General features: G+C 44.3%; 15 protein-coding genes and 1 pseudogene. 12 read left to right on the forward strand and 4 right to left on the reverse strand.

What is annotated here, in order from left to right; all coding sequences use genetic code 11:
- Positions 1-93: 93 nt before the first annotated feature.
- Both ACZ45G_RS20810 and rlmN read right to left on the reverse strand, forming a co-directional pair.
- Positions 94-576 carry a response regulator gene (locus tag ACZ45G_RS20810; protein WP_464172423.1) on the reverse strand — a complete coding sequence of 161 codons (483 nt, stop codon included), beginning with the start codon at positions 574-576 and terminating at the stop codon, positions 94-96.
- Between the two features lie 73 nt (positions 577-649).
- Positions 650-1705: a dual-specificity RNA methyltransferase RlmN gene (gene rlmN, locus ACZ45G_RS20815; protein ID WP_464172424.1), complete on the reverse strand. Its 1056-nt coding sequence runs from the start codon at positions 1703-1705 to the stop codon at positions 650-652.
- Positions 1706-1801: 96 nt separating this feature from the next.
- Here rlmN and ffh point away from each other — a divergent pair, with 96 nt between their 5' ends.
- From ffh to ACZ45G_RS20875, 12 genes and pseudogenes are all read left to right on the forward strand, one after another.
- Positions 1802-3127: a signal recognition particle protein gene (gene ffh, locus ACZ45G_RS20820; protein ID WP_464172425.1), complete on the forward strand. Its 1326-nt coding sequence runs from the start codon at positions 1802-1804 to the stop codon at positions 3125-3127.
- A 16-nt stretch (positions 3128-3143) separates the two neighbouring features.
- On the forward strand, positions 3144-3398 hold the full coding sequence (rpsP, locus tag ACZ45G_RS20825; protein WP_464172426.1) for a 30S ribosomal protein S16: 255 nt from the start codon (positions 3144-3146) through the stop codon (positions 3396-3398).
- Between the two features lie 58 nt (positions 3399-3456).
- Complete coding sequence (locus ACZ45G_RS20830) at positions 3457-3657, forward strand: KH domain-containing protein (RefSeq protein WP_464172427.1); 201 nt, start codon at positions 3457-3459, stop codon at positions 3655-3657.
- A gap of 454 nt (positions 3658-4111) precedes the next feature.
- Positions 4112-5001 (forward strand): annotated as a pseudogene (locus tag ACZ45G_RS20835) (ISAzo13 family transposase).
- Between the two features lie 87 nt (positions 5002-5088).
- Entirely contained in the window at positions 5089-5631 is a 543-nt protein-coding gene (gene rimM, locus ACZ45G_RS20840) for a ribosome maturation factor RimM (RefSeq protein WP_464172428.1), read from the forward strand.
- A gap of 87 nt (positions 5632-5718) precedes the next feature.
- Positions 5719-6471, forward strand: a complete 753-nt coding sequence (gene trmD, locus ACZ45G_RS20845; protein ID WP_464172429.1) for a tRNA (guanosine(37)-N1)-methyltransferase TrmD — start codon at positions 5719-5721, stop codon at positions 6469-6471.
- Entirely contained in the window at positions 6458-7018 is a 561-nt protein-coding gene (locus tag ACZ45G_RS20850; RefSeq protein ID WP_464172430.1) for an RNA methyltransferase, read from the forward strand. Before trmD ends, ACZ45G_RS20850 begins: the two co-directional genes overlap by 14 nt.
- A 34-nt stretch (positions 7019-7052) precedes the next feature.
- Positions 7053-7403 (forward strand): 50S ribosomal protein L19, encoded by a 351-nt coding sequence (gene rplS, locus ACZ45G_RS20855; protein WP_464172431.1) that lies wholly within the window; start codon positions 7053-7055, stop codon positions 7401-7403.
- A 19-nt stretch (positions 7404-7422) separates the two neighbouring features.
- The gene (locus ACZ45G_RS20860) at positions 7423-8046 is read left to right on the forward strand and encodes a ribonuclease HII (protein WP_464179985.1); all 624 of its coding nucleotides are present in this window, start codon (positions 7423-7425) and stop codon (positions 8044-8046) included.
- On the forward strand, positions 8043-8408 hold the full coding sequence (locus ACZ45G_RS20865; RefSeq protein WP_464172432.1) for a YraN family protein: 366 nt from the start codon (positions 8043-8045) through the stop codon (positions 8406-8408). The genes ACZ45G_RS20860 and ACZ45G_RS20865 overlap by 4 nt, the downstream gene beginning before the upstream one ends.
- Before the next feature lie 20 nt (positions 8409-8428).
- Positions 8429-9286 carry a 16S rRNA (cytidine(1402)-2'-O)-methyltransferase gene (rsmI, locus tag ACZ45G_RS20870; protein WP_464172433.1) on the forward strand — a complete coding sequence of 286 codons (858 nt, stop codon included), beginning with the start codon at positions 8429-8431 and terminating at the stop codon, positions 9284-9286.
- A 269-nt stretch (positions 9287-9555) separates the two neighbouring features.
- Positions 9556-11814: an anion permease gene (locus ACZ45G_RS20875; RefSeq protein ID WP_464172434.1), complete on the forward strand. Its 2259-nt coding sequence runs from the start codon at positions 9556-9558 to the stop codon at positions 11812-11814.
- 100 nt (positions 11815-11914) lie between these two features.
- Here ACZ45G_RS20875 and sat read toward each other — a convergent pair whose 3' ends face one another.
- Both sat and ACZ45G_RS20885 read right to left on the reverse strand, forming a co-directional pair.
- Entirely contained in the window at positions 11915-13192 is a 1278-nt protein-coding gene (gene sat / locus ACZ45G_RS20880) for a sulfate adenylyltransferase (protein ID WP_464172435.1), read from the reverse strand.
- 140 nt (positions 13193-13332) lie between these two features.
- Complete coding sequence (locus ACZ45G_RS20885) at positions 13333-13965, reverse strand: HAD family hydrolase (RefSeq protein ID WP_464172436.1); 633 nt, start codon at positions 13963-13965, stop codon at positions 13333-13335.
- Between the last annotated feature and the right edge of the window lie 6 nt (positions 13966-13971).

The raw sequence follows: 13971 nt of genomic DNA on the forward strand, positions 1-13971 counted from the left end.
CTTTCATCCAAGGGGGCTTTTGCTTAAAGCAATCAGGTTCATCCATCACAAAATATTGGTGCAAAAATATTGGTGCAAAAATACCCGGGATTATTAATAAATCATTTTATCCCAAAATTCTTTTTCATCCTTATCCCAGTCCGGACCAAATTTTTCTTCACAGAAAAAAGACAGACGTGAATACCAGCTGGTCCAAGGGTTTTTGCCCTTTTTTTTAGCCGACAGCACATCCATGAGAAATGTTTCGATATTGATCATCTCTTCCTTGGGAATATAGGAAGAGGCCCCCCCAAGATATGAACGTTTAATATTCTCGGGACTCAGGGCATGGGCTGTCAGCATAACGGTTACCACATTTTTTTTGTTTGCGGTTTCCAGCAGCTGATACCCGTCCACCCCCATGATATCTAAAATTGCGATATCAAACTCCTGGGTTTCAAGAAGATGGTTTGCCTCCTCATAGGTTTGGGCCCTGACGATGGTACACATATCGAGCAGTTCTTCCAGGGAATCCAGAACGTCTGGTTCATCATCAACAATCAATATTTTTTTGTTTTTCAAATTGCTATTTGACATATTTTTTCCCCATAGCTTAAAGTTAGTCGCTTAAAATTATTTAATATTTAAAATAAGTCCTATCCAGATAGTTTCAATCCCTTTGATTTACAGCCTCGGATTTTGCTTTGAGCTGACCACAGGCCGCCGAAATATCAGCCCCCTTACTCTTCCTTGTCATGGCCGTCATGTCATTGTCCAGCAGGATCTGGAGAAATGACAAAATCTGTTTGGATCCGGGCCGTTTAAAATTGGATTCTTCATGTTCATTAAAGGGAATCAGATTAACCTTTGCCCTTATGGGTGACAAAAGTTTCACAAGCTTTAAGGCATCTTCCCTGGAATCATTGATCCCTTTTATAAGAATATACTCAAAGGTAATCTTGTTTCTGGGTTTCATGGTAAATTTTTGACATGCTGCAAGCAAATCCTCGATGGGGTATCGATCATTGATGGGCATGAGTTGGGATCTTGTCTTGTCATCGACGGCATTGAGGGAGACGGCCAGATTGACATCGGTGTCCAGGCCCAATTGTACAATTTTAGGAATCAGGCCCGAGGTAGAAACGGTCACCCGTCTTGCGGCAAATTTCATGCCGTAATCCGTGTCCAGAATAATTTGAAGGGACTTGATAAGATTGTCGTAGTTGGCAAGGGGCTCCCCCATGCCCATGAAAACAATATTGGAAAGTTTAAGGGGATCTATTTTTTTTTGAACCAGGAAGAAACGGGCATCCCGCACCTGGGAAATGATTTCCGCAACGGTGAGATTGCGCTTAAATCCGCCCTTGGCCGTCAGACAAAATTGACAGTTCATAGCACATCCCACCTGGGTGGAAACGCAAAGGGTAAAATGATCCTTTTCCGGTATCAAAACAGTCTCTATGTGGTGACCGTCCGCAAGACGGAATAAATATTTTTCAGTGGTGTCAGCTGAGACCTGTTTGTCTTCAAGGTCAAGCCCGGACAAATAAAAATTTTTTGTCAGCAGGCCACGCAACTCCTTGCCAAGGTCGGTCATTTCATCAAAGTTTTGGGCCTGCTTTAGATAGATCCATTTGAAAATCTGACCGGCCCGAAAAGATCTGGACCCTTTATCTTCAAGCCATTTGGCCAGTTCTTCCCGGGTATAATTTTGTATGTTTTCCATATATTTCAACCTGTTTAATTTCATTATTTCCTTGACATATCACGGAATCTACACTAAATTCAATGATTTGATTTGATATTTGAGGCAGGGCCCTTTATGTTTGAAAATTTGAGTGACAGACTTGAATCCGTCTTTAAGAAATTAAAGGGTCACGGCACCCTGAACGAGAAGAACATCGAAGATGGCTTAAAGCAAGTGAGGATGGCACTTCTCGAAGCGGATGTCAATTATAAGGTTGCAAAAAATGTCATTTCAGATATAAAGGCCAGGGCATTGGGTCAGGAGGTCATGCAAAGTTTGACCCCGGGCCAGCAGGTCATTAAAATTGTAAACGAAGAATTTACCAGAATGATGGGATCCACCCACCAGGAGTTAAATCTTGAGGGGAAGGCCTTGGGGTCTGTTATGCTGGTGGGGCTGCAGGGGTCGGGTAAAACCACCACAGCAGGAAAATTGGCCTATTACCTGCGCCGCAAGGGAAAAAAGCCCTTCCTCGTACCCGTTGATGTTTACAGACCGGCTGCCATTGATCAGCTAAAAAAAATTGGAAACCAGTTGGATATACCTGTTTTCCAATCCACAACGGATATGAAGCCGTTAAAGATTTGTCAGGATGCCCAATTGGCGGCAAGGGAGCTTGGGTGCGACACCCTGTTGTTTGATACGGCCGGCAGGCTGCATCTTGATGATGCGTTAATGAAAGAACTTGAAGATATTAAAACAGGGCTGAACCCATCGGAAATACTTCTGGTGGCCGATGCCATGACAGGCCAGGACGCAGTTAATATTGCCGGATCCTTTGACAAACGACTGGATCTGGATGGCTTTATTTTGACAAAAATGGATGGAGATGCCCGGGGTGGGGCCGCACTTTCCATAAAAGCTGTAACAGGTAAACCCCTGAAATTTATTGGGGTGGGCGAAAAATCAACCGCCCTTGAGCCCTTCCATCCGGACCGGATGGCATCCCGAATACTGGGAATGGGAGATGCTCTTTCCTTTATTGAAAAGGCACAAGATTCGGTTGATCAAAAAGAGGCCAAGGCCCTTGAACAAAAACTTAAGAAAAATACCTTTACCCTTGAAGATTTTCGAAATCAGATGAAATCTGTGAGGAAAATGGGATCCATAAAGGATCTGATCGGCATGTTGCCGGGGGTGAACAAAAAACAATTGGCAGGATTAAATATTGATGACAAGGAATTTGGCAGAATAGAGGCCATCATCAATTCCATGACCCCGAAAGAAAGGTCAAATCATGCCATGATAAAAGGATCCAGAAAAAAGCGGATTGCCAATGGAAGCGGGACAAGCGTACAGGATGTCAACAAGCTTCTGAAAAGCTATACCCAGTCAATGAAAATGATCAAGAAATTTAATAAAGGCGGCATGCGCTCATTAAAAAACATGCTGCCGTTTTAAGGAGAAGGAAAAACTTATGTCCGTAAGAATCAGATTGACCAGAAAAGGCACAAAGAAAAAACCATTTTACAGAATAGTAGCTGCCGATGTTGAAGCGCCCCGGGACGGCAAATTTTTGGAAGCACTCGGGACCTATAATCCCATGACAGAACCGGCCATCATCGTCCTGAACGAAGAAAGAATTAACTATTGGCTGGGTGAAGGTGCCAAACCCTCCACCACCGTACAAAGTTTATTTAAAAACCAGGGATTTAAAGGCGCTGCTGCTTAAGATTCAACCTGTCCGCCTCGGATAGTTTTTAGGATTCTCATTTAAAGGAAATGTTTTCATGAAAGAGCTGGTAGAATATATTGCAAAAGCATTGGTAGACAATCCTGATGAGGTTGTAGTATCTGAAGTGGTGGGTGATCAGACTTCTGTGCTGGAGCTGAAGGTGGCAAAGGAGGATCTTGGAAAAGTAATTGGCAAGCAGGGCAGATCAGCCCGGGCAATGAGAACCATCCTAAGGAATAAAAATTCAATTACCTGATCAAAATAACGTGAAATATCAAGTACTTATAAAAATCTAGACTTTTACATTATAGTATGAGATAGTTACGGTGCAATCTTTATCAAAAATTTAAGAGGCACCGTGAATGAAAAAAAAAAGAACACCTGGTCCAAAACCATTGTCACCTTATCCTGCTGAAATTGAAAAACTTATCAAAAAGACTTATTTGACGCTGTCAGAAAAAGACAGGCGAGCATATGCTGCAATAGAAGCGTTAAAATTACCGAGAGGTGGAAAAGCGTATATCGTTGAACTTTTTGGTTGCAGTAGAAATACCTTAGTTCGCGGTATCTCTGAAATAAAAAAACCGGAAATGGTTGTAAAAGACAGAACTCGAAAGAAGGGGGCTGGACGAAAACCAGTTATAGAAATAATTGAAAATATAGACGAAGTCTTCCTCAAAGTTATTGACGACCATATCGCTGGGGATCCTATGGATGAAAGAATTCGTTGGACCAATTTGAGCCACAAAAAAATTGCAGTAAAAATGAAAGAGGCGGAAATTATTATCAGCGTAACTGTGGTTAAAAAGCTGTTAAAAAAACACGGGTTCACAAAACGAAAAGCCTTTAAGAATAAGCCCATTGGGACTTCTAAAAATCGTAATGAGCAATTTGTAAAAATTAACCAGTTAAAAGAGCAATATCTCAAAGACGGCAATCCGGTTGTCAGTATGGACACAAAAAAAAAGAGCTTTTAGGTAATTTATACAGGGATGGCCATGTATATACTACGGGTGTAATTGAAGTCTATGATCATGATTTTCCATATCTTGCTGATGGGATAGTAATTCCGCACGCCATTTATGATTTAAAATTTAACAAAGCCCATGTAAACATTGGGGTTAGTAAAGATACAAGTGAGTTTGCCTGTGATTCGATAAGGATCTGGTGGGAAGTTTATGGCAAACTTCAATATTCGAATTGTACTTCCATCCTCATACTTGCAGATGGTGGTGGTAGCAATTCAAGCCGCCACTATATCTTCAAAGAAGACTTGCAGAAGCTTGTAGATGAAATCGGAATAGAAATAAGGATGGCACATTTTCCTCCTTATACATCAAAATGGAATCCTGTAGAGCATCGGCTATTCCCCCATATTACAAGATCTTTAAAGGGTGTCATCCTAAAAAGTCATGATTATATAAAAGAACTGATTGAAAATACGACTACACTAACGGGTTTAAAAGTTAAAGCCCACATTATAAAAAAAATCTATAAAACTGGGAGAAAATATGCTGATAATTTTAAAGAAACCATGAGAATAGTTTTTGATGATTGTCTGGGGCAGTGGAATTATAGAGCGATACCGGGAAAAGGGTAATTATAGTCAGTTTATTTTATTTTTATTCCTAAGCGCATCCTCGACCAAGCTTAAGAAACGGACTGTTCTGGAGATCATTGAGTAAGGATGGAAAAAGAACGGCTGACCATAGGCAAGGTAACCGGAGTACACGGACTTAAGGGAAATCTCAAGGTCTGGTCCTTTGCTGAATCGGTTGATACCTTTGGACGAGGCCGGCAGATCTGGTTTAAGTCTGAACAAGAAGAAACGGGCAAGGAATATACCATTCTCACTGCCTCTGCCCGGAAGAAAGGGGTTTTGATCAGCTTAAATCATGTGAACACTGTTGAACTTGCAGAGCAATTGATCGGATGTGAGATCCTGATCAGTAAAGATCAATTGCCTGAAATTGAAGAGGATACCTGGTATTGGCAGGATCTTTATGGGTTACTGGTCATTGACAATAGCCTTGGAAAACTGGGAACCATTGAGCGTATCTTCCCCACCAATGCCAATGATATGCTGGTTGTCGTTGATAAGGATGTACCAGATAAGAATACAAAGGGGGATTCAGAAATTTTGATTCCCATGCATGAACACTTTATTGAATCCGTGGATTTGGATGCAGGGACTGTAACCACTACCCTGCCCGACGGGTACTGCTCCTGATGGAGACTAATTCCTGATGGATACACATCCTAGGGCAGTTAATCCTAAATGGGCACTTAATCCTAAATGGGCACTATAGGACAGGTCATGGACTTTACGGTGTTAAGCCTCTTTCCAGAGCTTGTGGCTAGTTTTTTTGACCATGGGATGATCCACAGGGGCATTGAAAGTCGTCTGATTACAGGAACCTGTGTCAATATCAGAGATTTTTCCTGTGACAGGCACAAGACAGTGGATGACAGACCCTATGGCGGCGGAAGCGGAATGGTCATGAAGCCTGAGCCCCTGGAAGCGGCCATTTCTTTTGTAAAGAAGAGGTCACCCGAGGCCAAGGTCATCCTTATGACCCCCCAGGGGACAAGATTTAACCAGAAAAAAGCCTGTGAACTTGCCAGCCGACGAGAGGATCTTATTTTTGTCTGCGGCCGGTATGAAGGAATTGATGAAAGAGTATACACCCAACTTGTGGATGAAGAGATCTCCATTGGAGATTATGTCATGACCGGAGGAGAATTGGCTGCAATGGCCATTATTGATTCTGTCGCCCGCATGATCCCCGGGGTTTTGGGATCTGAGGCCTCTTCACTTTCGGATTCTTTTATTGATGACCGACTGGAGTATGCCCAATATACCCGACCGGAAGTCCACAACGACCTAAGGGTGCCCGGGGTGCTGTTGTCCGGGAACCATGAACGAATCCGGCAATGGCGGAAAACATCCTCTTTGCAGAGGACCTTTATGAAACGGCCGGACCTGTTTGAAACACAGGCCCCCACACTCGAAGAAAAACAAATTTTAAGGCAATGGTGCCGGGAGCTTGAAACACTTGTCAACCCATAACTTGTATATGGCACTCATCCATTTTCCCGTCATGAACCGCAAAGGCATGCCCATTGGATCGGCCCTGACCACCATTGACATGCATGATATTGCAAGGGCATCAAAGACATTTGGCGTCAAGGGATTTTATGTGGTAACTCCCTTTGCGGACCAGGCTGACCTGGCAAACCAAGTCATTGATCACTGGATAAAAGGGGTGGGTGGTGAATTAAATCCCTCCAGAAAAGAAGCCCTTGAACTGATCCGGGTGACCGCCACATTTGAAGAGGCTGTCCAAAGGATACAAAACAAAGAAAAGCAAACCGTGGTAACGGTGGCAACCAGTGCCAAATATCTGGAGGGTGCCATACCCATTACCACACTAAAAGAAAAGTTAGCGAGCAATGCGCCCCATGTCCTTGTCTTTGGCACGGCCTGGGGGATGGCTGAGGAACTGATTGATACCTGTGATTTAAAACTTGAGCCCATCAAGGGTTCTGGAAATTATAATCATTTGTCTGTCCGGTCAGCTGCGTCCATATATTTAGATCGAATTACAAATGGCTGAGACAGGCCGATAGTACGAAAACCAGGAGGAAGAAATGACAAACGTAATTGAAAGATTAGAAAAAGAACAGATTCGCCTTGATATCCCTGATTTTACCTCGGGAGATACCGTAAAGGTACATGTAAAAATTAAAGAAGGTGAAAAAGAACGTATCCAGATGTTCCAGGGTGTGGTCATTAAAAAGACCAAAGGATTTGTCGGTGCCCGTTTTACCGTCAGGAAAATTTCCGGTGGTATTGGGGTTGAAAGAATCTTTCCCCTGCATTCCCCCAGCCTTAGTAAGATCGAAGTTGTGACCCGGGGCCGGGTCAGAAGGTCCAAACTTTATTACCTCAGAGACCTCCGCGGGAAAGCAGCCAGAATCAAAGAAAAACGGTTTGCCTAAACGAACAGCCGATTACCCGATGTGGAAATTTGAACACGACACACAACGCAAAGGGTATCAGTATATTGCAGGGATAGACGAGGCCGGCAGGGGACCCCTTGCCGGTCCTGTTGTCTCTGCTGCCGTTATTTTACCCACAGCGTTTGCCTGCCAGGGGGTCACAGACTCTAAAAAACTATCTGAAAAACGAAGGGAAACCTTGTTCCCTCTTATCATGGCCCAGGCCCTGGCCGTTGGAATCGGCATGGCAGATCACAAGGAAATTGATCAAATCAATATTCTTGCAGCCTCCCTTTTATCCATGAAACGGGCGGTTCAAAACCTTACCGTTGGTCCGGATTTTTTACGCTCGGATTTTTTAGGCCCGGATTTCTTACTTATTGACGGAAAATTTACCATTGACATGGATCTGCCCCAACAGGCAATTGTCAAAGGAGATTCCCGGAGCATCTCCATTGCAGCGGCATCTATTATTGCCAAAGTCACCCGGGACCGCTATATGGCCGACCTCCACCAGACCTACCCCCTTTACAATTTTATCCAGCACAAGGGATATCCCACCAAAGCCCACAAGCAGGCTATTATCGAACACGGGCCCTGCCCTTTTCACAGGACAACCTTTAACGGGGTAATTTGCAAGTGACAAACCGAAATCAGAAGATAGGACAAACCGGTGAAACGGCAGCTGCGCAATTTCTTAGCCAGAACGGCTATACCCTGCTTGAACGAAACTATAGAATGCCCTTTGCTGAAATTGATATTATTGCCCGGGAAGGGGAGTGTATCTGCTTTGTGGAAGTCAAAACAAGGACCAGTCTCAAACGAGGCCTGCCAAGGGAATCGGTTCACCATGTCAAACAGCAAAAAATCATATCCGGGGCTTCCTTTTATCTAAAAGAAAAAAAGATTTTTAACCAGCAGGTTCGATTCGATGTGATCGACATTCTTTTTACCGGTGAAACTTCGGAAATAACCCTGATCCGAAACGCCTTTGGAACGGTATAACCCCTTTGAGAAGGTGACAGATGGAGACAATTAACCCGCCCGGCACGCTTTATATCGTCGCAACCCCTCTGGGCAATCTTGAAGACATGACCTTCAGGGCGGTGCGAATCTTAAAGGAAGCGGATCTGATCGCTGCCGAAGACACAAGGTATTCAAAACGTCTGCTCAACCATTATGGCATAGAGACAGGGATGATTTCCTGCCATGAGCACAATGAGGCCAAAAAGTCGGTTCAGCTCATTGAAACCTTAAAGGCGGGTAAAAATATTGCCTTGATTTCAGATGCCGGCACGCCTTTGATCTCTGATCCCGGTTATAGTCTTGTAAAAGCGGCTGCTAAGCATTGCATCCCCATCATTCCCATCCCCGGCTGCAATGCCGCCATTGCAGGATTGAGCGTGGCCGGACTGCCCACGGATTCTTTTCTTTTTTGCGGGTTTTTACCCAAAAAACAACAAAAACGATCGCTTACCCTGGAAGGGCTCAAACAGGAAAGAGCCACGCTTATCTTCTATGAATCCCCCAAACGAATCTGTGCACTGCTCCAACAGGCCATCCCCGTCCTGGGTGATAGGAAAGCTTGTATCGCCCGAGAGATTACCAAACTGCATGAAGAATATCTGAGGGGGACCCTTGGTGAAATTCTTTGTACCCTTGAGCTGCGTCCCCAGGTAAAAGGAGAATGTGTCCTCTTCGTCCAGGGGGCCTCCCCCCCTCCCCCGATGACATCGGAACTGCTTGAGGAACTCATTCTTTCGAAACAAAACCAAAACAAGGGGACAGCCGACCTGGCCCGGGAGATTGCAGCGACCTGTCATCTGCCCAAAAAACAGGTGTATGACACCATTCTCAGGCTCCGAAATTCTTCTTCCTCCTAGGGCATCATTTTTTGGCGCCACTTAACGGTTTTATCACAATATATTACCTTGGATTACCCAAATGTTAGGATTGTGTTAAAATCGGGCTGTTCCCTTGATAAATCGCCGGAAAAGCTCTAAGAGTTATCTAAATTTATTAAGATATTGTTAGCAATAAAGGCGGCGTCCGAACCGTTTCATATCATTGCACGATATATTACAACCGTATATCCGGTCATTTGAGAGATACGGTTTTTTTTTGGATCTAACCATAAAAAAGAGAGAACATAATGAGCATTGAATTCTACTATATTATTATTGGAATACTGATCTTGTTTGCGGTCTTTGATCTGGTTGTGGGGGTGACAAATGATGCGGTGAATTTTTTAAATTCTTCCATCGGCTCCAAAGCAGCCCCTTTTTTAACCATTATGATCATAGCAAGTCTGGGCATCCTGGCAGGGGTGACCTTTTCCGGCGGCATGATGGAGGTGGCAAGAAAGGGGATTTTCCATCCAGAGCTTTTCACCATGCCTGAATTGTTAACCATTTTTCTGGCGGTTATGATTACCGATATCCTGCTGTTGGATCTGTTCAACACCCATGGGCTGCCCACCTCCACCACCGTCTCCATTGTATTTGAACTATTGGGGGCTGCCGTGGCTCTTTCCCTGATTAAAATCCTTGGCGCAGGAAGCTCTGGATTGGCCCTGTGGGACTATATCAATACCGCAAAGGCCCTGGCCATTGTCGGCGGCATTCTTCTGTCCATTGTGGTGGCTTTTTTCGCAGGCGCCCTGATGCAGTTTATCTCCCGAATGATATTTACCTTTGATTATAAAAACAGGCTCAACAAATATGGTGCTGCCTGGGGCGGGGTTGCCATGACGGCCATCACCTTTTTTATCCTGGTCAAAGGATCCAAGGGAGCCACCTTCATGGATGCCCAGACCGTCGAATGGATTAAAGCCAATTCACTATCTATGATGGCCGGCATCTTTATGATTTCCGCCGTTGTCTTTCAGATATTGCTTTCCATCTTTAGGGTCAATATCCTCAAACCCATTGTTTTGGTGGGAACTTTTGCCCTGGCCATGGCCTTTGCCGCCAATGACCTGGTCAATTTCATCGGGGTTCCCCTGGCAGGGCTCACCGCCTTCCAAAATGCTCTGGCATCCAGTGACCCCTTGAACATCACCATGGGGGCTCTGGGACAAAAAGTCCAGTCCCAGACCGGTATCATGCTTACGGCAGGCACCATCATGGTCGTCACCCTGTGGCTGTCCAAAAAAGCCAAGACCGTCACAGAAACAGAAATCAGCCTGGGTCAACAAGATGAGGGCATGGAACGATTTGAGTCTGTCTGGCTCTCCCGCAGAATTGTCAACCTGTTTGACAGCCTGTTTCTTTCTGCCAAAAACATAATCCCCAAACCCCTGCGCGAATCCATTTCATCCCGGGTAACGCCGATCGCTTCAACCACCCATGTGCCCCATGGGAAAAAACCCTCCTTTGACCTGATCCGCGCCTCGGTCAATCTCATGGTGGCAAGTGCTGTGGTTTCCTTTGCCACCTCCCTTAAACTGCCCCTGTCCACCACCTATGTTACCTTTATGGTGGCCATGGGATCTTCTTTTTCCGACCAGGCCTGGGGTAGGGAAAGTGCCGTCTTCAGAGTAACAGGCGTACTCACCGTCATCGGCGGATGGTTTATGACCGCCCTTATTGCCTTTGTGGTTGCCTTTATTTTCGCCAACATCCTCTATTATTTTGGCGCATTTGGTATTGGCGGTCTTGCTCTTTTTGCCGGATTCATGATCTGGAAAAACAAACAAAAACATGAGAACAAAGAAAAGGACAAGGCGGAAATCAAGATCTTCCATCTGGAAAAAGTCGAAGATTTTTCAGAATCGGTCACCGATACCTTTGACCACCTGGCCTATCTTCTCAAGGGAATCAGGGAATCCTTTGATATCACCTTTGACTCCCTGTTTGAAGAGAACCTGGACAAACTGAGACTGGAAAGAACCCGGATCAAACATTTTCAGAACGGAACCAATATTATCATCGCCAATATTTTCAAAGTATTGCGGCTGCTGCAAAAAGAAGAGAACCATGTTTCCTATAACTATTATCAGATTATCCGGCGACTTCAAAAACTCTCGGACGGCCACAGGGACACGGTGATCCGTTGCGCCAGGCATGTGGCCAACCGGCACAAGGGACTTTTGGATGTCCAGATACAAGAACTCCAGGAAATTAAAAAAGTAATCTTGTATATTTTTCTGAGGGTGGAAACGGCATTAAGCAAAAAAGAAATTGTCGATTGCCATGACATTGGGGAACAATTTCACTATTTAAGAGAATTGGTGGATGACTTCAATGCAAACCAGATCGAACGAATCCGGGATGACTCCTCCAAGACCCGGCTAAGTATCCTGTTCTATGCCATCAGCGGAAACTGTGTAATGATGGCCAAACAGAATGTAAAACTGCTAGAAATTTTCAATGAAGCCTTTCGTCTGGATAATCCCAACACCACCTGCTGATTTCAAAGAAATTCAACTAAAAAGGGCCTTTTCCATATTGGAAAAGGCCCTTTTTAAGTACTATTTAAGCTGTTTTTATCTCATTGAATGAGGGTCAAAACTACATTTTGCTTCCTTCTGCATGGCTCTGGAGTTTCACTTCAACTTTCTCTGTCAAAGATGCATAGTATTTTCTCAAAATAACCAGAACTTCTTCACGGCCAAAATGGTCTACCACTTCCTCGTTGTTGGAAAGGGCATGCCGCAATTTTGTTCCGGAAAGAATAACCCGGTCATCTTTTCCATGGGGGCAGGTTCTCATGGAAGCCATGCCGTCACATTTCTTGCAGTAGAAAGTCCAGTCAATTTTCAAAGGTTCGCAAATAAGGGCTTTTCCTGGGGCTTCCGGTGTAGGAATTGTGTCAAAAATTTCCTGTGCCTCGAACAATGTGTAGAAATCACCAACGCCGGCATGGTCACGACCGATGATCATTCTGTTGACGCCGTAGTTCTGGCGGAAGGTTGCATGGAGCAGACCTTCACGGGGACCGGCATATCTCATGTCAAGGGGATATCCACCGTTCACCACATGCTCGGGAACAAAGTAGCCTTTGATCAGGGTGTCAATACATTCGATACGAACCTCTGCAGGGATATCACCGGGTTTAAGGTTACCGATGAGCGAATGGATCAAAACACCGTCACATACCTCAAGGGCAATCTTGCAAAGATATTCATGGGATCTGTGCATGGGATTTCTCAGTTGCATGGACGCAACATTTGCCCAGCCTCTTTCGTCAAAAATGGCACGGGTTTCTTTGGGTGTCAGGTATACGCCTTTGAATTTTTCGGGGAATTCTCCTTCGGAAAGAACTTTTACAGGACCTGCAAGGCAGAATTCTTTTCTGGCCATAACCATCTGAACACCGGGATGATCTTCCATGGCAATTTTCCAGAATACATCGTCAGCAGATTCTTCGCCATGACCCTTGTATACTTTTTCACATTCCCATTTTTTATCGTCTTCGGACATTTCAAATTTTTCTTCGATTTTCATGGTGGCATAAATTTCACCATTTCTTTCGAGGGCAATCTCATCACCAACCTTAACTTCAGCTACATTTTCTTTGGCAGCATCCAGCATTACAGGTACAGGCCAGAAGGTACCATCCGCCAGGAGAAAATCAGAACAAACGCCTTTCCAGTCGGCTTTTGTCATAAAACCGTTCAGGGGAGAAAATCCACCGATTCCCAGCATGATCAGATCGCCTTTTACCTGGGAAGAAATTTCAATTTTTTTCAGACCAGCTGCTTTTTTGAGTTCAGCTGCAAGTTCTGCGCCTTCGAGCTTACAAATTACAAGTCCTTTTCCACCATGAGGTGCAACTAATTTAGACATATCAATCAATCTCCTTTATTAAATTAACCTTCTATAAATTAACCTACTATAAACTGACAAATGTTTATCCAACATCTGCCTAAAATTCTAACAATAAACCCAGTAAGATTTAATGATGATTCAGGAATTTGTCAAGAATTTTATTCATTTATCTGTAAAATCCCAAGGATATCCGCCATGGCATCCACATGGATATCCGCTTCAAGTTTTGGTTGCTTAAACGCAACAAACCAGGTCCCGGCACTGCGGGCTGCTCGCTGGTCATATTCCGAGTCCCCGATAAAAATCACTTCCTGAGGGTATAGATGATAGGCCTCCATAATTTTAAGCAATTGCTCGGGATCGGGTTTGGGATTTGCCACATCAGACGAAGTGACCACCATCTCGAAATAGGATTCAAGGTCATTATCCCTGAGAACCTGTTCCATTGTGTTGGTTCTATTGGTGGCAATCCCCCGTATGAACCCCTTTTCTTTTAAAATGTTTAAAAGCCGGACAAGCCCCTCTTCCATCTTCATATAGGGAATAAACTTGGCATAACCAATCTGTTTGAGGCAGGCGAAGACTTCCTTTGTCTCTTCTATCTCTGGAAACAGATACTCGATGGCAACCGTAACCGTCATCATGTGCACATTTACAAATTGGGCATCTGTTAACCGGGGCTTATCAAAAGTTGCCAGAACTTCATCATAAAACTTTCTATTGGCAAGGGCCGTATCAAACAGCACGCCGTCGCAGTCAAAGACCACTGCTTTTATTTTTGAAATATCCATATAGTT

The sequence above is a fragment of the Desulfoconvexum algidum genome (genome assembly GCF_055382125.1).

Coding starts and splice junctions, on each gene's coding strand:
- ACZ45G_RS20810 (WP_464172423.1), bottom strand. CDS start 576: ATGTCAAATAGCAATTTGAAAAACAAAAAAATATTGATTGTTGATGAT.
- rlmN (WP_464172424.1), bottom strand. CDS start 1,705: ATGGAAAACATACAAAATTATACCCGGGAAGAACTGGCCAAATGGCTT.
- ffh (WP_464172425.1), top strand. CDS start 1,802: ATGTTTGAAAATTTGAGTGACAGACTTGAATCCGTCTTTAAGAAATTA.
- rpsP (WP_464172426.1), top strand. CDS start 3,144: ATGTCCGTAAGAATCAGATTGACCAGAAAAGGCACAAAGAAAAAACCA.
- ACZ45G_RS20830 (WP_464172427.1), top strand. CDS start 3,457: ATGAAAGAGCTGGTAGAATATATTGCAAAAGCATTGGTAGACAATCCT.
- rimM (WP_464172428.1), top strand. CDS start 5,089: ATGGAAAAAGAACGGCTGACCATAGGCAAGGTAACCGGAGTACACGGA.
- trmD (WP_464172429.1), top strand. CDS start 5,719: ATGGACTTTACGGTGTTAAGCCTCTTTCCAGAGCTTGTGGCTAGTTTT.
- rplS (WP_464172431.1), top strand. CDS start 7,053: ATGACAAACGTAATTGAAAGATTAGAAAAAGAACAGATTCGCCTTGAT.
- ACZ45G_RS20860 (WP_464179985.1), top strand. CDS start 7,423: ATGTGGAAATTTGAACACGACACACAACGCAAAGGGTATCAGTATATT.
- rsmI (WP_464172433.1), top strand. CDS start 8,429: ATGGAGACAATTAACCCGCCCGGCACGCTTTATATCGTCGCAACCCCT.
- ACZ45G_RS20875 (WP_464172434.1), top strand. CDS start 9,556: ATGAGCATTGAATTCTACTATATTATTATTGGAATACTGATCTTGTTT.
- sat (WP_464172435.1), bottom strand. CDS start 13,192: ATGTCTAAATTAGTTGCACCTCATGGTGGAAAAGGACTTGTAATTTGT.
- ACZ45G_RS20885 (WP_464172436.1), bottom strand. CDS start 13,965: ATGGATATTTCAAAAATAAAAGCAGTGGTCTTTGACTGCGACGGCGTG.